21 protein-coding genes, 2 tRNA genes and 1 pseudogene are annotated in these 18,395 nt (G+C 52.6%); 13 read left to right on the top strand and 11 right to left on the bottom strand.

Annotated elements, in window-relative coordinates; translation table 11 throughout:
• Positions 1–351 precede the first annotated feature (351 nt).
• Genes DTJ15_RS03755 through DTJ15_RS03745 form a run of 3 tightly spaced genes read left to right on the top strand, consistent with a single transcriptional unit; the run spans position 352 to position 1,143 of the window.
• Positions 352–591 carry a hypothetical protein gene (locus tag DTJ15_RS03755; protein WP_249109455.1) on the top strand — a complete coding sequence of 80 codons (240 nt, stop codon included), beginning with the start codon at positions 352–354 and terminating at the stop codon, positions 589–591.
• A gap of 4 nt (positions 592–595) precedes the next feature.
• The gene (locus DTJ15_RS03750) at positions 596–1,003 is read left to right on the top strand and encodes a structural protein P5 (protein WP_249109454.1); all 408 of its coding nucleotides are present in this window, start codon (positions 596–598) and stop codon (positions 1,001–1,003) included.
• A complete protein-coding gene (locus DTJ15_RS03745) occupies positions 1,000–1,143 on the top strand; it encodes a hypothetical protein (RefSeq protein ID WP_193599779.1) in 144 nt (47 codons plus the stop codon). Before DTJ15_RS03750 ends, DTJ15_RS03745 begins: the two co-directional genes overlap by 4 nt.
• A gap of 355 nt (positions 1,144–1,498) precedes the next feature.
• Here the strand turns inward: DTJ15_RS03745 and DTJ15_RS03740 are convergent.
• The 4 genes from DTJ15_RS03740 to gatC form a co-directional block, all read right to left on the bottom strand.
• A tRNA-Ser gene (locus DTJ15_RS03740) sits at positions 1,499–1,591 on the bottom strand.
• A 94-nt stretch (positions 1,592–1,685) separates the two neighbouring features.
• Positions 1,686–3,146 carry an Asp-tRNA(Asn)/Glu-tRNA(Gln) amidotransferase subunit GatB gene (gatB, locus tag DTJ15_RS03735; RefSeq protein ID WP_249109453.1) on the bottom strand — a complete coding sequence of 487 codons (1,461 nt, stop codon included), beginning with the start codon at positions 3,144–3,146 and terminating at the stop codon, positions 1,686–1,688.
• A complete protein-coding gene (gene gatA, locus DTJ15_RS03730) occupies positions 3,143–4,630 on the bottom strand; it encodes an Asp-tRNA(Asn)/Glu-tRNA(Gln) amidotransferase subunit GatA (protein WP_043560258.1) in 1,488 nt (495 codons plus the stop codon). The genes gatB and gatA overlap by 4 nt, the downstream gene beginning before the upstream one ends.
• Positions 4,630–4,917 (bottom strand): Asp-tRNA(Asn)/Glu-tRNA(Gln) amidotransferase subunit GatC, encoded by a 288-nt coding sequence (gene gatC, locus DTJ15_RS03725; protein WP_043560260.1) that lies wholly within the window; start codon positions 4,915–4,917, stop codon positions 4,630–4,632. Before gatC ends, gatA begins: the two co-directional genes overlap by 1 nt.
• A 71-nt stretch (positions 4,918–4,988) precedes the next feature.
• On the opposite strand from gatC, the gene ruvX reads away from it, so the two are divergent.
• Complete coding sequence (gene ruvX, locus DTJ15_RS03720; RefSeq protein WP_043560262.1) at positions 4,989–5,453, top strand: Holliday junction resolvase RuvX; 465 nt, start codon at positions 4,989–4,991, stop codon at positions 5,451–5,453.
• A gap of 70 nt (positions 5,454–5,523) precedes the next feature.
• Here the strand turns inward: ruvX and DTJ15_RS03715 are convergent, their stop codons facing one another.
• The 3 genes from DTJ15_RS03715 to DTJ15_RS03705 form a co-directional block, all read right to left on the bottom strand.
• Positions 5,524–6,765, bottom strand: coding sequence for a Gfo/Idh/MocA family protein (locus DTJ15_RS03715; protein WP_052349072.1), 1,242 nt, complete (start codon positions 6,763–6,765; stop codon positions 5,524–5,526).
• A gap of 367 nt (positions 6,766–7,132) precedes the next feature.
• Entirely contained in the window at positions 7,133–7,513 is a 381-nt protein-coding gene (locus tag DTJ15_RS03710; RefSeq protein WP_081563114.1) for a VOC family protein, read from the bottom strand.
• 148 nt (positions 7,514–7,661) lie between these two features.
• Positions 7,662–7,736 (bottom strand) — tRNA-Val (locus tag DTJ15_RS03705).
• 14 nt (positions 7,737–7,750) lie between these two features.
• Between DTJ15_RS03705 and DTJ15_RS03700 the strand changes: the two genes are divergently transcribed.
• Positions 7,751–8,665 carry an N-formylglutamate amidohydrolase gene (locus DTJ15_RS03700; protein ID WP_081563113.1) on the top strand — a complete coding sequence of 305 codons (915 nt, stop codon included), beginning with the start codon at positions 7,751–7,753 and terminating at the stop codon, positions 8,663–8,665.
• A 29-nt stretch (positions 8,666–8,694) separates the two neighbouring features.
• Here the strand turns inward: DTJ15_RS03700 and DTJ15_RS03695 are convergent, their stop codons facing one another.
• The gene (locus tag DTJ15_RS03695; protein WP_043560268.1) at positions 8,695–9,051 is read right to left on the bottom strand and encodes a hypothetical protein; all 357 of its coding nucleotides are present in this window, start codon (positions 9,049–9,051) and stop codon (positions 8,695–8,697) included.
• 142 nt (positions 9,052–9,193) lie between these two features.
• Positions 9,194–9,568: a VOC family protein gene (locus DTJ15_RS03690; protein ID WP_043561274.1), complete on the bottom strand. Its 375-nt coding sequence runs from the start codon at positions 9,566–9,568 to the stop codon at positions 9,194–9,196.
• A gap of 208 nt (positions 9,569–9,776) precedes the next feature.
• On the opposite strand from DTJ15_RS03690, the gene DTJ15_RS03685 reads away from it, so the two are divergent.
• The 8 genes and pseudogenes from DTJ15_RS03685 (at position 9,777) to DTJ15_RS03655 (ending at position 17,428) form a co-directional block, all read left to right on the top strand.
• Positions 9,777–9,971, top strand: coding sequence for a hypothetical protein (locus DTJ15_RS03685; protein WP_249109452.1), 195 nt, complete (start codon positions 9,777–9,779; stop codon positions 9,969–9,971).
• A 144-nt stretch (positions 9,972–10,115) separates the two neighbouring features.
• Positions 10,116–10,262, top strand: coding sequence for a hypothetical protein (locus tag DTJ15_RS03680; RefSeq protein ID WP_166651616.1), 147 nt, complete (start codon positions 10,116–10,118; stop codon positions 10,260–10,262).
• A gap of 418 nt (positions 10,263–10,680) precedes the next feature.
• Entirely contained in the window at positions 10,681–11,454 is a 774-nt protein-coding gene (locus DTJ15_RS03675) for an SDR family oxidoreductase (protein WP_154981489.1), read from the top strand.
• Positions 11,455–12,132: 678 nt separating this feature from the next.
• Positions 12,133–12,899: pseudogene (locus tag DTJ15_RS03670) on the top strand (transposase); the annotation flags it as partial.
• Between the two features lie 136 nt (positions 12,900–13,035).
• A complete protein-coding gene (locus DTJ15_RS09150) occupies positions 13,036–13,221 on the top strand; it encodes a VOC family protein (RefSeq protein WP_081847719.1) in 186 nt (61 codons plus the stop codon).
• Positions 13,222–13,406: 185 nt separating this feature from the next.
• Positions 13,407–14,780, top strand: coding sequence for a site-specific integrase (locus tag DTJ15_RS03665; protein WP_249109450.1), 1,374 nt, complete (start codon positions 13,407–13,409; stop codon positions 14,778–14,780).
• A gap of 306 nt (positions 14,781–15,086) precedes the next feature.
• On the top strand, positions 15,087–16,502 hold the full coding sequence (locus tag DTJ15_RS03660; RefSeq protein ID WP_249109449.1) for an AAA family ATPase: 1,416 nt from the start codon (positions 15,087–15,089) through the stop codon (positions 16,500–16,502).
• Positions 16,499–17,428 (top strand): DUF4435 domain-containing protein, encoded by a 930-nt coding sequence (locus tag DTJ15_RS03655; protein WP_249109448.1) that lies wholly within the window; start codon positions 16,499–16,501, stop codon positions 17,426–17,428. The genes DTJ15_RS03660 and DTJ15_RS03655 overlap by 4 nt, the downstream gene beginning before the upstream one ends.
• 213 nt (positions 17,429–17,641) lie before the next feature.
• Here the strand turns inward: DTJ15_RS03655 and mazF are convergent, their stop codons facing one another.
• Complete coding sequence (gene mazF, locus DTJ15_RS03650; RefSeq protein WP_212354098.1) at positions 17,642–17,971, bottom strand: endoribonuclease MazF; 330 nt, start codon at positions 17,969–17,971, stop codon at positions 17,642–17,644.
• An 11-nt stretch (positions 17,972–17,982) separates the two neighbouring features.
• On the bottom strand, positions 17,983–18,225 hold the full coding sequence (locus DTJ15_RS03645) for an AbrB/MazE/SpoVT family DNA-binding domain-containing protein (protein ID WP_025826418.1): 243 nt from the start codon (positions 18,223–18,225) through the stop codon (positions 17,983–17,985).
• Positions 18,226–18,395: the final 170 nt, after the last annotated feature.

Genomic DNA, 18,395 nt, shown 5'->3' with positions numbered 1-18,395 from the left:
ACAGGAATTACATTCCCCTGTTTGGATGACAACCATCACAGATGGAGACCTTCCATACCCCGCCTCTTGCCGCCCTCCTTCTGGCCAGTCCAGTCCTTGCGGACAGCATCCCCGTCTCCCCAGCTCAACACGGCCTGTTTGACCGCAGCGCCCTGCCGCCGGAAGCACAGGGGTTTGCTCTGCTCGGAGCTGATGGGGGCACAGGCCTGAAGGCCCTTCCCTACTCCGCCCTACCTCTTCGGCTCCTATCGGTACGGCCTTCTTCTGCACGGACTGTGCCGGGACGGGGCAGCCCGTCTTTTTCAATGGCAGTGCATGAGTGGATGCCTCCGGGGCCGGGGTGAAGCATCCATGAGCAGCCAGTACCTGACCCGTGCCGAGGGGCTTGAAATCAAGAAGGACATCCGGGCCGTCGAGATGGACATGGCCGTCCTCAAGGACAGGCAGGCCACCCAGCAGCAGATGCTGGAACAGATCCTCTCCAAAGTCAGGCACGGAAACTCATGGCGCAGCATGTTCATTGCCGGTGGGTCAGAAGCGGGCGGAATCATCGTCGCCGTCATCATGAAAATTTTTCACATCGGAGGGTAGGCCCATGGAAGTACGGGGCATCCGCAACAACAATCCTGGCAATCTGAATTATGTCGGACAGGCCGGGGCGCATCTTGAAAAAAGCGTGCATCCACGCTTTGCCGTGTTCGCAACGCCGGAAGCCGGGCTGATGGCCCTGCGAGGCCAGCTGCTGCGCTACAACCAGAGGGATGGTCTAGACACGGTGGCGGGCATCATCGGCAAATGGGCGCCTCCCAGCGAGAACGACACGGCCAGCTACATTGAAGGCGTGTCCCATGCCCTCGGCGTCACACCGGACCAGAAGATCGGACCCTTCACGCCACATCTCGTGGCGGGTCTGATGAGGGCCATCATTCTCATGGAAAACGGGAAAAATCCCTATGGCCCGCTGGTCGACAGAGTGGCCGGAGTGCAGGAGGCCGCAGCATGAAGCCCCTGCACTGGCTGCGCCAGCCGACAACGCTTCAGGGCCTGTCCCTCATCATTGCCGGTGAGGCCAATGCCCAGAACGCAACCATGGTCCGCATAGACGAGGCAGCAGCCAGTACGCCACAGACCGAGGGCCAGTGAAAACCTTCTCTGGTTGTACGTCCCATACGCTCTAGTACAGACCTGTGGCCTCACCCTGCTAGGAGGGTGCAGCGAGGTCCACATCCGCCAGCAGTTGCCTCAACCTGCGAACACCTACGATAGAACAGCAACGGAGTGCCTATGCAGAGACGGTGGCTCACCCAGAGCTGAAGAACGTCCACATCCAAGCGGCTGATCTCGATTATACCCTGCGGGAAAATGCGGCCTGCTGGGGAATTACAGCTCATTCTGAGCCCCCTCAAAATTCCCCACAGCACGACTGAGACAAGCACGATAAACGGACCTAAAACCGTTACACGATCATCCAATTTTTTGCTATTTTCTGAGAGAACCGTGGCGGAGGGGATGGGATTCGAACCCACGATACGGGAGTTACCCGTATAACGGTTTAGCAAACCGCCGCCTTCAGCCTCTCGGCCACCCCTCCGCTGTAAACGGTTTTTACACGGCGTTTGCAGGAGTGTTTGTAGGGGGAAATGACGCTGACGTAAACCCCCCTACAGCACTCTTTTTCATAATTTTCAGGAGGCAAGCAGCTTCTTCAGCAGCTCGTTCACCATGGCAGGATTTGCCTTCCCCTTCATCGCCTTCATCGTCTGCCCGACAAAGAAGCCGAAAAGCTTGTCCTTGCCGCTCCTGTACTCTTCCACCTTGTCTGCATTGGCCGTCAGGATGTCACTGATGGCCGCCTCGATGGCTCCCGTGTCGGTCACCTGCCGCAGGCCCTTGCGATCCACGATGACAGAGGGCTTCTCCCCCGTCTCCACCATGTCCTCGAAGACTTCCTTGGCAATCTTCCCGTTGATGGTGGAATCACTGATCAGGGACAGAAGCTCACGCAGGGCCTCGGCAGAAACAGGACTATCCTCGATGCTACGCCCCGTACGGTTCAATGCGGCGAAGAAGTCACCCAGAATCCAGTTCGTGGCCAGACGGGCGTCAGCCCCACGGGCAACCGTCTCGTAAAAATCCGCAACGGACTGCTCCGCCGTCAGCACGCCAGACTCATAGCGGGACACGCCATATTCTTTTTCCAGACGGGCACGCTTGTCCTCTGGAAGTTCCGGCAAGGCAGCCTTCAGCTCATCAACCCAGGACTGCTCGATGACCAGCGGAAGAAGATCCGGCTCCGGGAAGTAGCGGTAATCATGCGCATCTTCCTTCGTCCGCAGAGACCGTGTCTCGCTCTTCACATGGTCGAAAAGACGGGTCTCCTGATCGATCTCTCCACCAGACTCCCAGATGTCCACCTGCCGCTGCGCCTCGACCTCGATCGCCTGCATGACAAAACGCACGGAATTGACGTTCTTGATCTCGCAGCGCGTGCGATACCCTTCTTCCCCCTCACGGCGGACGGAAACGTTCACATCCGCACGCATGGAGCCTTCCTCCATGTTGCCGTCACACGTCCCCAGATAACGGAGAATCTGACGCAGCTTGCGGAGGTAAGCCCCAGCCTCTTCCGGAGAGCGGATATCCGGCTCACTCACGATCTCCATGAGAGCAACACCCGCACGGTTCAGATCGATGAAAGAGCGTGTCAGGTCCTGATCGTGAATGGACTTGCCTGCATCCTGTTCCATATGCATGCGGGTCACGCCAATATGGCGGATCTCACCATCAGAAAGTTCGATCTCGACCGTGCCCTTACCAACGATCGGATGCTCAAACTGGCTGATCTGATAGCCCGTCGGAAGATCAGCGTAGAAATAGTTCTTCCGGTCAAAGCGGCTGAAAAGATTGATCTGTGCCCGCAGCCCAAGGCCCGTCCGTACGGCTTGCGCCACACACTCACGGTTCAGGACAGGCAACATGCCGGGAAAACCGGCATCAACCAAGCTGACGTGCGTGTTGGGCTCCCCGCCATATTCCGCAGAGGCACCAGAGAACAGCTTGGACTGGCTGACAATCTGGGCATGGACCTCCAGCCCGACAATGACTTCCCATTCGCCAGTTTCACCCGTGATACGATATGCGCTCATGCTGACACCCCTGCATGAATGGTGGGACGATGGGTAAAGGAAGCGGCCCGCTCCAGAACGGAGCCGGCGGCCAGCAGCGTTTCTTCATCAAAGAAACGGCCGATCAGCTGGAGCCCGAGCGGCACGCCACGGCCATCCAGCCCGGCCGGAACGGACAGGGCCGGCACGCCTGCCATGCTGGCCGGCACCGTAAAGACGTCATTCAGATAGACCTGAACCGGATCAGTCGGCTTTTCATCCCAGGCAAAAGCCCCGGAAGGAGCCGTTGGGGCCAGGATGACATCAACCGTTTCATACGCCTTCAGGAAGTCACGCTGGAGCAGCGTACGAACCTTCTGGGCACGAAGATAGTAAGCATCGTAATAGCCGGAAGACAGCACATAGGTGCCCAGCAGGATACGGCGCTTCACCTCATCCCCAAATCCGGCAGCACGGGTGGCTTCATAAAGTGCATCCAGAGACGCACCGCTGACACGCTCCCCAAAGCGGACACCATCATACCGGGCGAGGTTGGAGGATGCCTCTGCCAGAGCGGCAATGTAATAGGCTGGCAGACCATACTTCGTATGCGGCAGGGAAATGTCCACCACTTCGGCGCCAGCCTCTTTCAACCAGTTGATCCCCTGCTGCCAGATGGCTTCAATCTCGGCAGGCAGACCATCGATGCGATATTCCTTTGGAATACCGACCTTCAGCCCCTTCACGCCACGTCCAAGAGCCGCCTCATAATGTGGGACGGGCCTGTTCACGCTGGTGGAATCCTTGGGGTCGAACCCTGCCATGGATTCAAGAAGAATGGCACAGTCCTGAAGGGTACGGGCCATCGGCCCCGCCTGATCCAGAGAGCTGGCAAAGGCGATCGTCCCAAACCGGGAGCAGCGGCCATAGGTCGGCTTGATTCCCGTAATACCGCAGAAAGCCGCAGGCTGACGGATAGAACCGCCCGTATCTGTCCCGGTCGCTCCCAGAACAAGCCCTGCCGCCACAGCAGCAGCGGACCCGCCAGAAGAGCCACCCGGCACAAGCTTTGCATCGGAATCACGACGCTTCCACGGATTTTCCACACCACCAAAAGCAGAGGTCAGGTTCGTGGAGCCCATGGCGAATTCATCAAGATTCAGTTTGCCCAGCGAAATGGCCCCATCACGCTTCAGGTTCGCTGTCACTGTGCTTTCGTAAGGCGGCACAAAATTACCCAGAATCTTGCTGGCAGCCGTCGTACGAACGCCTTCCGTTGCAAAAAGGTCCTTGATCCCGATGGGCAGGCCACAGAGACTTCCACCTTCTCCCTTCGCCAGAAGGGCATCCGCTTCTTTGGCGGCCAGACGGGCCTGCTCGGGCGTGCGGGTGATGAAGCTGTTCAGCCCACCATCAAGACGTTCAATGGCATCAATATGGGCATCGACCAGCTCGACGGCAGAAATCTTGCGGGACCGGAGAGCCTCACGGGCAGAAGCAAGAGTATGATCAAAAATGCTGCTCATCATTCCACCACCTTCGGCACGGTATAGAAGGGGCCTTCACGGTCCGGTGCGTTGGAGAGCACCTTGTCCCGACAGTTGCCATCTGTCACCTGATCGTCCCGCAGACGTGGCTGGGCCAAACCAGTTCCAATCATCGGTGGAACGTCGGTCACATCAACCTCATTGAGCTGGTCAACCCAGCCAATGATCCCCTGCATCTCTTTCTGATAGGTGTGAACCTGCTCTTCCGAGAGGCCAACCCTTGCCAGCCTGGCCATTTTTGCCACTGTTTTCGCATCAAGCGACATGTATAATCCTGCTTTCAGACATCAATCACATCAGCCTATTACGGCCATGGAAGCGATCATACCCCTTTGCCATGACACTATTCAATCCACATGACCTGCGTAATCAGCTCCCTGCAGCACATTCCATCTTGGGGCTGGACCCCGGCAGCAAACAGATTGGCGTGGCGCTCTCCGACACTGCTCTCATGCTGGCCTCCCCCCTGACCGTGCTGGCCCGTGGTAAAATGAAGCAGATGGTTCCCCAGTTTCAGACCCTCTGTCGTAAACATGAAATTGGCGGGATTGTGGTCGGCCTTCCACTTTCACTGGATGGCAGCTTTGGCCCGGCGGCACGTGCCGCCAGTGACTGGGCCAATGACCTTAGTGAGCGGCTGGGCCTGCCTGCCTGCCTGTGGGATGAGCGGCTTTCATCCAGTGCCGTAAACCGCTTCCTCGTTCAGGAAGCCGACATGACCCGCAAGAGGCGTGGCGAGGTCGTGGACAAGATGGCCGCCGCTTACATGCTCCAGGGCTGGCTGGACGCCACTGCGGCCTGATCCTGCCGATACAAAAAAGAGAGGCCGCATAAATGCGGCCTCCCTCCTGCATGACATCCAATCGAAATGATCAGATGGTCTTGCGCCAATCACCCCAATCGGTGGAAACCGGGCGGCTGCCAGAATGGGCAGACTGATACATGGCCTGAATCAGACGGACATCCTGCATCCCTTCCTCACCCGTGGCTGCCAGCGGCGTATTGTTGGCAACGCTGATGGCCAGATGATCCAGCTGTGCAGAGAACTGGTTCAGGGCCGGGATGGTGAACATCGGGGTGGACCATGTATGCGTGTCACCAGTGGTGCAGTGGCTGACACTGTTGCACCAGTAACTCGTGGCCGGGTCCATCCGCAGGGAGGCGTCCGTCCCCTGAAGGTTGAAGCGGGACATGGCATTCACGTTGAAGGAGGCGCTGCCATGTGCCACGGCACCGGAACGGTACTTCATGATCCAGACGATGGTCTCGTCGATCTCACGGAACATCGGGTCAGACGGCGGCATGATGGTGGCCTGGACCTCGATTGGATCTTCATTCAGCATGTAGCGTGAACCGTTGACGCCATAGATGCCCAGATCCATCAGCGCACCACCACCAGACAGGGAGCGGGTCAGACGCCACTGGTAGGTCGGATCCGTCGGGTCGGTATTGTCACCGTTATCCGTGGTAATGATCTGCGGCTTGCCAATGCTGGTACGGGCCAGCTCGATAGCCTTGTGCGTAACGGGGTCAAAGTGGCAGCGATAGCCAATCATGAGCTTCTTGCCAGCCTTCTTGCCGGCAGCAATCATGCGCTGACACTCTTCGACCGTGACGGCCATCGGCTTCTCACACAGCACATGCTTGCCGGCACGGAAAGAACGCTCCGTGAAGTCGGCATGCAGGGAGTTGGGCAGGATGATGTAAACGGCGTCAACCTCCGGGTCCTGCGCAATCTTGTCAAAATTGTCGTAGGTGTAGAGGTGCGATTCCTCGATCCCGTAATGCTTGCCCAGACGACGGGCCTTGTTGATGTCGCCGCTGACCAGCGCCGTCACCTTGGCATATTCACACTCGGCAAAAGCCGGCAGGATCTGATTGACGGCATATTTGCCAAGACCCACGATGGCATAGCCAAATTTGCGGGGACCATCATTCATCGGGCGAAGCAGATTCGGATACGGGCGTTTGCCCAGCCCGGCAGGCGGTGCGGGGAAACCGAGAGACTGGGCCACAGCCTTGCCAGCGCCGCCAGCCAGAATAGAAGCACCGAGTGCTCCAAGAACATGCCGACGACCTGCATTTACTGGTTTATGTGGTGAGTGAGAGCTCATTATGAATACATCCTTTTCACTCAAGTAAGCAGCCCCGCACGATTACAAAGGCTGGTGACGAACGGAAAATTCCATTGCTTCCCGCTTCGTTTCCCAGAAGTTAAAACTCCAGACGGGGTAATTGCAATTAACCTTGGTAAAGGAATTATTTTTGAAGGCATGAAAGGCAATAAATAAAATTTATCTTAAAAATAAAATTCTTATTTTACAATAAGTTAAAATCAGATAAGGCGCAGTCCAGTTTCATCATGGCAACTGTATGGATGGGCTGCATTTTTATCATGGCATGAACAAAAATGGCCGCATCCCCCGTTCCAGGAGATGCGGCCATTTCACGAAAACCGAATAATCCGGTCTGAATTACCCGTTACATTTTATGAAACGCACAGAGCTTGTTTCCATCTGGGTCACGAAGATAGGCCAGATAAAGCTTCATGCCCATCACCACACGCTCACCTGGCGGATTTTCAACAGCTGTTCCCCCTGCCCTGATGCCAGCTTCATGCCACCTGCGTACATCCTCGGGAGACGACAGGCCGAGACCAACCGTACCGCCATTGGCAGCCGTAGCAGCCTCCCCGTTGATCGGACGTGTGATGATGAATATCTGCCCATCCTTCTGGTACACGATCCTGTCCGGATTATCCTGCGGGCAGAAATCAGCTCCCATGACACCGAACAGGGCATCATAGAACGCCTTGGCCTTTTCCAGATCGTTCGATCCCACAACAATATGACTCAGGAACATGGTCTCTTCCTTTCCACACCAATACACATTCTCTGCGCGTACCAGAAAATCTACAGGCTAAGTGAAATTTTCGCTAGAATAGAAAGAAGATGGCTATACAGCCACCTGCACTTCAAGCATATTTTCAGGGAGTTAATCACCAGAGGGGTGGTGGGCGCAACAGGGATTGAACCTGTGACCCCTACCATGTCAAGGTAGTGCTCTACCGCTGAGCTATGCGCCCCCGTCTGGTGTGAAATGGTGTTTACCTCAGCCTATGGATTGTGGCAAGCCTTTATTGTGAAAAAAAATCAGAAACTTCCATGCACCAACACTGCCCGCCCGTCTTCCACTGTCGGGATCCATCTTCCTTCCTGCCGGAAGCGGACACCCTTCCTGCTTTCCTCTCCACATTCAGGGCGCAATTACCCCCAGCATTTCCTGGAAATGGCCGTCCTGCCCATGACAGAGCTGGAACGCATGGAGGACCGATTTACCGATCAGCTCCTTCAATATGCCCCTGAGAATGGCCTGAGCCTCGTGCAGGCCCTGTTTCCTCGCAGTTTCTGCGATGTAAACCGGGACTGGAGAGAACTGGATGCCACCATGTTTTCTCCTCCTCTCATTGAGAAGGACCTCATCCTCAGCACGAAAGTCAGCGCAGGTTATGGTGTCATTCCCCGCTGCACATCGCCAGGCAAGAGCATCTACCGCTATTGCCTGCCTCTCGAAGAGGCGGGACATCGCCTTTCACAATATTGGGAGCCATATCATACAGCGCTCCAGCAGACGCAGAAAACACTGCACGCACAGTTTGGCGCTTCCATCCTGCTGGACATCCATTCCATGCCACCACTGGCACAGTCCCGCCCCTGTGATGTCGTCCTAGGGAACAGGCATGGGAAAACCTGCTCCGACAGACTTATCAGCCTAGTGGAGCACCTTTTCCTCGAGAAAGGGTACCATGTCCAGCGAAACACACCCTACTCGGGCGGCTACATAACGGGCAGATACGGCCAGATGGAAGAAAATCGGCAGACCCTGCAGGTGGAAATCAACCGTGCCTGCTACCTGAACCTGCAGACGTTACAACCCAACCGCCATTTTGAAAAAGTACAAAAAGACATCACGGACATTCTATCCGAAATGGCACGGACTCACCCTGCCCCATAAACCGGGCAGGGCAAATCAGAGAACAGAACTTACCTGCCCAGAAGAAACGCTATCCCGGCAAGACGGTTGTTCTGTGCAACCTGAGCCACAGCCACCCCCTTGGCATTCCGTACGATTCCCTTCGAATCGATCGACCCTACCACCGTGCCCGTATTGTCATACACGACACCGGTCCGATCAACTTCTCCGATGATCTTCCCCGTACTGTTGTCCTCCACCGCTCCTGCAGGACTCACAGAACCAGAAAACGGCGCCGTTATCTGCTTCAGCCCTCCCTGCTGAGCCGTGGTATTTCCCGAAGCAGCGAACCCTATGGAAGAAGTACAGGCCCCAATGGCCATTCCTCCCAGCAGAAACATACGGGCCAGCCTGGATGATAAAGACATGGCTATCTCCTCCTGTTTTCCTTCATCAGAACACACTGAAGGAAAAGAAAAAACCTCACATACACAGGAGCCTCGTATGATCCAATCAATCATACCCACGGGACTCGCAGTAATTCCCGCCCCCCCTGCAATTATCCCACGTTCACATATCGTGACGGGCACAAAGCTTATTGCCATCGGGGTCCCGGAGATAGGCCATGAAATATTTCCTGCCTCCGATGGTCCGCACGCCAGGTGCGTCTTCTATTGCGGTTCCACCATGCTCAACACCAACCCTGTGCCAAGCCTCCACCGCCTCCACGCTCGAAAGGGCAAAACCAAGGGTAAAGCCATTCGCAGCTGTGGCAGGCTGCCCATCAATGGGGCGCCCAACCATGAACATCTGACCATCCTTCTCGTAAAGCAGCTTACCCATCAGTTCCCCAAGGGCCTGCCCTCCAAGAACGTTGAAAAGGGCATCGTAGAAAGCCTTGGCCCGTGGCAGATCATTCGTCCCGATGACAACGTGCGTATACAGCATAACCCCTCCATCCACTTGCAGACATCCAACCATCTTTGAAAGTGGGGACCACAACAGGACAGTTCAATCCCTCAGATACAGGCTACGCATGATCACCCTATCTTCCAGGCACAGGCCATGACATCCTGCACGGTGACGGCTGGCATCAATCTCGATGTTCCCGCCCAGATCGCCTACCCCAAGAACTATGTGGCGTGAGGCAATCATGGCAAGATATCGTGTCATCCAGAACAGCTTCATCAACGGTCACTTTCTGACCGTTGATGAGGAAATGGATTATAGCGGCATCCCCGGCTTCAATCTGGAGCCGCTGGATGATGAGGCCCGTTCCGACAAAGAAAAGGCTGGCCCAGAGGGACGTGAGCAGCCGGGCCTTTCAGGAAGACCTGACCCGTCCTGACGGGGCTCCTTCCCAGCAGGAACATCTGACCAGTCCTGACGATGTGCCGCCCCGGCATGAAGACCTTCCTGCGGCCAAAGCTGATGAACCGACTGCCGATGAGAAGGCTGGCAAGAAGACAGCCTCCAAAGGGTAAGTCACGCCATGACGACAGCCATTGACCTGTGCAGGCGGGCACTGATGCGCCTCGGCACGCAGAGCGGCATCACGGCGTTTGATGATGGCTCCGTGGAGGCAGTGTCTGCGCCACCTATTATGACGATGTGCTACAGAGAAAGCATTACCTCATGAACGGGCAGATGATCTCATATCTATGGGGGTTTCTCGAAAACCTCCTCAAAGAGCACCAAGCCTCCTCATGTCTGGAGATTCTTGACTCTGTCGGGCAGCTCTCCTGTTCCTGACCTGCGGCGACATCCTACCCGTCAGCCTCAGTCTCAGCGGCCGCAAGGCATATACCAGCTATGTATTCCGGATGCCCAGTGACAGCGTTATTGCTGGTCTCTCCAATTTTGGTCATGTCTCGCTTCTGGACGCCCCCTACTGCTTCCTTCCCGGTGGTGACATCTACCAACCGGGCAGTAGCAGCCCCCTTCCCTTTTCATAGGGCTGTCAACCAACCGTCCTGATAAAGACAAAGTCTTTGTCAAGGATCCCATCGTAGGGCTGTCCGAAGTCAGCTCCGATTCAACCAAAGGATCATCCAGAAATGACAAATGAAGTGCGAAAAATTCTGGTCACAGGCGCAGGCAGTGGACTCGGCCTGCGTTTCAGCATCGAACTGGCAAAGCGCGGCCATCGTGTCATCGGGGCAGTTCATCTGCACAGCCAGATGAACTGCCTGGAAGAAGCCGCCAAGGAAGCAGGAGTGACTGTTTCCGTCATCAAGGCTGACATTACGGACCCCGTTGATCGTGCCTATCTGGCCCGGCACGACGTTGACATTCTCGTCAACAATGCCGGCATCGGTGAAGGCGGTGCCTTGGCCGACATGCCAATGCCTGTCCTGCGCCGTCAGTTCGAGGTCAACTATTTTGCAACAATGGAGGTCTCACACCCCTTCATCCGTCGCTTTGCAAAGAGGAAACGGGGGCGGATCGTTTTCATCAGCTCCATTGCTGGCGTCATCACAGGCCCCTTCACGGGTGCCTACTGTGCCTCCAAACATGCTCTGGAAACCTCAGCCCGCAGCCTTCGCAATGAACTGAAAGACCTCGGTGTCTCCGTAGCCTGCATCAACCCTGGGCCTTACGAGACCGGCTTCAATGACCGGATGGTCGAAGCGCACAAGAACTGGTACTGCCCGGAAGAAAGCCTCGTTTCTCACGAAGACCTTGAATTCACCAAGCCTCAGATTGACCCCGACAGGGACATCTCCGAGATGGTGGACGTGATACTGGATGACCACTCCAAAGCCCGGAACGTCTCACCCAAGGAGATCATCCCCGAAATCCGGAAAATGCAGGACAAGGAATGGGACTGACAACCCCATGACGGCCCGGTCTCTATCCCCGGCCTCGTGGCAGGATAGAGACCCCCTGAGGGACGGTAGCTTGCCGCTCGTTCAGCATTCGACTTCCAACCGGCAGCTCTTCCACCTGCAGCGAAGAACACTTCGTCGCTCACAGCAAAACGGCAGTTTTCCGGGAAATCCATGGTGGATGCGACAGGGATTGAACCTGTGACCCCTGCCGTGTGAAGGCCGATCCCACACGCTTCTTTATCTTCAAAAAACCCAAGTTTCTCTAGTGTTACAGCTAATCCCGAAGACAAACACACCATGGTTAAAAGGATGAAAAAGCTTGTAAATCTGGGTCGCTTCTGGGTCAATCTTTTGGACGAACCTAAGACAATAAAAAACAAACTTGCAAACCAATTGAGAAATCACCAGACTAAAGCTAATGGGCCGCTACAATTCAGCAGCAGTACTGATCCCGCAGGCCGATAACGTGTCATTGCTACGCAGGATGACGCGCCCTCACCAAGGCATTATGATTAAGCTTGAACAGAGAAATCAGCAAAGTCACGTAATGCGGACCTGGCTGTGCCGAGTGTACGAGAAAACAGGGCCGATCATGTGCATGGAGGGTTCTAAAAACCTCTTGGTATTGAGGCCTACGCTGTGATTCCATTTTCCCGGTTCTGATTGGAGGAATGAGGAGAAGCGTTTTCTTGGATTGTGGATTTTGAGGTGTTCCGCCGGAGCTGGACAGGGCATTGGCCTATTCAAACGGGAGCAAAGGCGGGTGTCCGCCGTTTGATCTGGTGCTGATGTTCAAGATCCTGTTGATCCAGACACTCAACAATCTGTCTGATGAACGGACAGAATAGCTGATCAACGACCGTCTCTCCTTCATGCGCTTTTTAGGTCTGGGACTGTCGGACCGTGTACCTGATGCCAGAACGGTATGGTTGTTTCGTGAACGTCTGACACGGGCGAGAGCCATTGATGTTTTGTTCAACCGCTTTGATACGACCCTGCGGAATGCCGGTTATCTGCCGATGTCAGGTCAGATCCTGGATGCTACGCTGGTAGCGGCTCCAAAGCAGCGCAATACCAATGCGGAGAAGGCGGATCTACGTGAGGGACTTCTTGATCGCAGCAATACGGCGTCTGATGTCTGGGCGGATACAGCCTACCGCTCAAAAGCCAATGAAGCCTTCATGGAAAAGCAGGGCGTTGTCTCGAAGGTTCACAGGAAAAAGCCGCATCTCAAGCCTATGCCATGCCATATCCAGAGATCCAATGCAGGAAAATCCGTTATCCAGTCGCGTGTCGAGCATGTCTTTGCCGATCAGAAATCACAGACGGGGCTGTTTGTCCGAACCGTAGGCATAACGCGGGCCACCATGAAGGTCGGGCTGGCCAATATCGTCTATAATATGCGCCGCTTTCTCCTCCTGGAGCGGATTAACACGAGCGCGTAGCAATACAGAGCATGCCCCCCTCGCTCTGCTCAAAACCCAGAGCGAAAATCAACACATCAAAAGCCTGAAATCAGGCACAAGAAAAGTCAGACAAAGGTTTTTAGAACCCCCCACCTCACGAACATGGAGACGTATTATGTCCGCCTTATCCGTTATAGCGATCGATCATCTTGTTCTGAACGTCAATGACATTGATGTATCATTCGACTGGTATGTAAATATTCTTGGAATGCACGGGGAAAAAGCATTTCGCACAAAACCGGGTCCAACCATGCCTACATCTTCCCAGAATGCTTCACCAATGTTAAAAAGAAAAATCTAATTGGAAGACAGCTCATTATATTCTCTACGCCATTTCAATAAGTCAGAAAAGTGTCACTACGGGTTGATGCAGGTTCGAGTCCCGCAGTTCGCACCACAGACACCTGAAATAGCACGATTTTTCGGCTGAATGAGGGGCAAAGGCTGTCTTTGCTCCATCGTCCTTCCCCACTGAGGGAAGATTTTATGCTCCGAGTTAGAGGCACCACTTACCACTTCCGCCGTATCGTTCCCCCTGCTCTGCGAGCAGCCTTAAATCGGCGGGAAATCTGGGTTTCCCTGAAAACAGGCTATCAGAATGAGGCCCGAAAACGGGCATCACTGCTCCATGCCAGAACCACAGAACTGTTCTCTCAAACCCATCTGGCCCTCTCTGAACCAGACGCCTTAAGCAGGCTTGAAGGACTGCGGGTTTCACTGCGGGACTTACAGAGCGTGAACCTGCCTTCATCTGCTCAGGAAACGGGGTCTGTGCCAGTTTCAGCACTGGTGCCCAAACCCCTAACAGTGAAGAAAGCAGCCAAAGCACCAAAAACCCAACCTTTAATGCTCTCCGGTGCCCTGAAACGCTTTGTCTTGGACAGTCCCCATGCCAGTGCTGACACCAAGAAAGCCACCCAGCGAGCGGTAGACCTTTTCCTGAAAGCTTTTGGAGATGCGCCCGTATCCATCATAGGAGGCGAAAAGGCTGGGGCGTTCCGAGACCTCCTGTTTTCCCTTCCCGCATCGCCGGGCAAACGTAAAAGCAGCCTTACCCTTGAGGAAGAAGCACAGAGGGCCAGAGAGGAAGGTCTGCCGACCTTGAGTGGCAAGAGCGTGAAAAACCATATGATGCGCCTCTCCGCCCTGTGGAACCAGCTACACCAAAGGGAGTTGGTCTTACGGAACCCATGGACAGGCTGGAATTTCGAGAACGGACAGAAGACCATCAGAAGAAGCTGGACGACCGAAGAACTGGCTTTGCTGGCTTCTGCCTCATGGCATAGCACTTCGGTGCCAGAACAGACCTTCCGGCTGGTCACACTGATTGCTGCTTACTCAGGCATGAGACTGGGTGAAATCTGCACCCTGCGCAAGGAAGACCTCCAGACTGTCGATGGTATCCCCTGTTTCCTTATCCGGGCTCACACCGAAACCGGCTGGGCACCCAAGACGGAAGCTGGCACCCGCATTGTGCCCGTCCATTCAAAACTGATTGAAGCAGGTGTGCTGGCCCTCAAGGATACCACTGACAGCCCTTATCTCATTCCGGGTCTGGAAACCTCAAAACAGGGTGTCAGGGGAGCAGCCCTTGGCAGAGCTTTCTCATTGCTCAAGACCCGCATTGGCCTGCCCGCTGAAATCACGTTTCATTCCTTCCGGCACACCGTATCGACCCAACTCAGAAACGCGAATGCCAATATCCGGGAGGTATGGATTGACCGCTTGTTGGGTCATGAAGCCACCCATAAGAGCCAAGGAACCACAACCTATCTGACCAGCATCTCAACAGCCAATTTGCTGCAAACCATAGAAGCAATAAACTACCCGGAAACAGCCTTCAAAAAGGGAACGCTTTAAAAGGGAGCCAGCAGTGCTCAATGGCTACCCATTGAGCATCTGGCAAGGGGGAGAAACCTCCCCCGTTGACCCCAAAACAATGAATTAAGACTGACTTTAATGACTGTTTCCGCCCTCATGTCAGACATCTAACTTGTCTATTCGCTATTCGCTATTCGCTATTCGCAAAGCAGACATGAGCGAAAACGCTTCGTCTACGCCTGATCTTGCTTGATAGTAAGTACGAAATATTTTAATCAACTACCTACTTCTGAAAAAAAGCCTTACAGTGAGATAACCGTATTATCACCGCAGGCTGAGGTTGAGATGAAACGACCAACTAAATTTGAGATCAAGGGACTCTTTGGTAATCGAGATATAAGTCTGCCGATCGAAGGTGACGCGCTTATACTCGTTGGACCGAACGGTATAGGAAAAAGCAGCGTCACGAACATATTTTATTTCTTTGTATCGCGACAGTGGAGCCGTTTAGTTGAATATGACTTTACAGAAGTCGCCTTGTGGTTTGGTGATGATGAGATTAGGGCTCTCCGAGCAGATATAACAGGACTTTCGCAATTTGATAAAATCACACAAGACTTTCCCCCATCATCTAGAATATATAGCCATCTAGAAAAGTTGAAGGCAGCAGATCTCCTCGAAGAGTTTATCTCTTCTAGAAGCATGCGGTCGCGATCTTATGAAAAATTTTCTGATGCATTATCCATTCCAAAGGAAGAAATTCGTCAACTTCAAATGTCAATCTTCCGCAGAATATCATCCTATGAAGATGATGATATATTTTCCTCGCCTCGCTTAAATATTGAAAAACTACTCACGAATCGTTTTTCGGGTCGAACTCTGTATTTGCCAACTTACAGACGCATTGAGAAGGATTTAAAGGAGATATTTCCTGATCTTGAAGAGCGGATAAGAATGTCAACGCGCTCTAACGTTCCTTTTGCTTTCACACGATCCGCCAAACATTATGTTGATCTTGTGAGCTTCGGAATGGAGGATGTGAGGTCCAACATTGATACCAAAATCCGCTTCTTACGAGATTACTCACTTTCCCAGTTTAACGACCTATCTGGGCTCTACCTGCGAGATGTGATTAAGGGTACTGCCGATCAGTATTCTCCATCTGAGATATCGGAACTTGATGAAAACGGCCTAGCGATTATCCTTGGTCGTGTAAGTGAGCAAGTACTATCAATTAACGAAAAAGAACTTCTTAGAGAAAAAATCCTCAGCATGAAAGGAAAAAAACGGACAGAAATGGAAGTCAATGATCGTTATTTGGCTCATTACTTTACCAGACTTATGAGTGCAAGTGCCGATATATCTAAGCAAGAGATTCAGGTGACGGCTTTTGTAGACGTATGCAATGCATATCTGAGGCCGGGCAAAGAGATGCTATACGATGACACTAAGTTTACAATAAAAATACAAGACGACCGTGGTCGCCCTATAGATTTAAGTATGCTGTCTTCTGGAGAAAAACAAGTTGTCTCACTATTCTCTCATTTATATTTAGATGATGCGGACAATCAAATTGTGATAATTGATGAGCCAGAGTTATCGCTGTCAGTTCCTTGGCAGAAGAGATTTTTAACAGATATACTCGACTCTAATCGCTGTAGTTTTGTGTTATCTGTAACTCATAGTCCGTTTATTTACCAAAATAGATTAAAAAATACAGCTGTTGATCTGCGTCGTCGGACAAGCGGCCTCTCTCAATGACTATTATCGATGATTACGCGCAATATCTTTCAGAAGAGGCCAACTCTTCGATAGCTGCCTTGCACCAGTTTAAGTTATTGTATAATCCAAATCAGGAAGAATATCATTTCTTCTTCGAAGGAGAAGAAGATGGTTTATTTTATATGCCAGAAGCGAGACGTTATGTTGGAGATAAAAATTATTATATCTATGACTGCGGCGGAAAAAAAAATGTAATAGAAGTTAGAGATTCAGCAAAAAAAGAATTATACGATATTAACAAATGTCTATTTTTTGTTGATAGAGACTATGACGATATTCTAGGTATCCAAGTGGAAATAGATGAACATACATATATTACTGATCACTACTCCATAGAAAATGATCTATCGAATGTGTGTGGCGCAAGAATACTTATGTCAGATATCATTAGAATATCCAAGGCAGATCCAGAATTTTCTCGCATTGAAAATACAATATCCACAGGCTTACTGAAGTTCTATAGAAAAATTTTACCGCTCAGTGCGTGGATTATAGCGGCAAAGCAGGAAGGCTGCGCTCCCAACCTTCGTAATACAACCGGATTGAAAGGTATAGTCACTTTATCCGGTCTAGACCCGCAACTTACTAAATCAGGATTTGTAGAGTTTAAGAAACGAGTAATTTCAAACGAAAAAAGGCCTTCTATTTCAAGTGTACTAAAATGGGCGCGCATACTCGATATCAATTCAGCTAAGAAGTGGGTGCGAGGTAAATACGACATTTGGTTCTTCCAAGTTTTACTTCTGAGTGCGCTTAATGAGGCAAATTCTAGACGAAGATCAGCAGGTGGTCGGATTATCCGCATCCCAGGGGCTGTTCGTGAAGGACGTTTTTTCGAGGTTCTCGGAGGAAGAATGCCGGTTCCAGATTCTCTACGAGCTTTTTATAGAAGAAAACTTCTTTAATACTTAATATCGCCTTCTGATCGGATTAGCTGCACGCTCGTACGGCCGTGACACTGGGTGTCTCCTACTTTTTTAGGAGGGAGATGCGGAGGAGAGCAATAGTCTCCCCCTGACCATTTTGCGAACCATCGCGACACAACGTGTCAGCTGGTTTGCACGGCTGGCTCCCTGTTTTCTTTTGTTTTTGAAAAATTATTGAAAAACTTGTTTTTATTACCCAACCAGCAATCTGATACGTTGTCGGATGGCCTCAAGTTCTTCTGGTAAAACTTTACCTTTGAGCTTTGCCTTTCTAACGCGCCAATCCAAACTTCTCACCTGATCTGACAAGGCTACACTGGCAGTTTTTCCAGTCAAAGCCACTTCAAAAGGATAACCTTTGATCTTGGTCGTTGTCGGACAGCACAGCATCATTCCAGCTTTAGCGTTATAGCTGACAGGACTCAGCACAACAGCAGGTCGGTGCCCAGCCTGCTCCCTGCCCGCCTGCGGATCAAACTCAAGCCAGACAATGTCCCCGCAATCAGGAACCCAGACAGTCATTGCTTTGCCACTCACCAGCTTTCACCACCAACAGATGGACCGAAGTCCATTTCATCATGGCGGTTCTCGTTTGTAATACCGGAAACTAATTCTTCCAGTTTAAGAGGAACTGCTCTGACTGGTTCTATGATGATGCGTCCATCTTCTTCCCGGACATCGACGGCCTGATCAATCTTCAGACTGACAGCTTCAAGCACACCAGCAGGAAGACGAATGGCTGCACTGTTCCCCCATTTCCTGACAACGCCCTGCATGATGATTTTCCCTAGTTGGAGTTTATACCAAGTATATACATGGTATCGTTACCAAAAGCCAGACAAATCCCTCTCTTGACTGCACCACGGGTTTGCCCGCACAGTGAACCCGCAGTCACCATGTGAAGGATGATTTCGTCTGAAATTATCGTTCTGTTTCAATGGGTTGT

The sequence above is a fragment of the Parasaccharibacter sp. TMW 2.1891 genome, assembly GCF_023337675.1.
In the GTDB taxonomy this organism is placed as follows: Bacteria; Pseudomonadota; Alphaproteobacteria; order Acetobacterales; family Acetobacteraceae; genus Bombella; species Bombella apis.
This window is presented reverse-complemented; position numbering and strand designations above follow the sequence as displayed.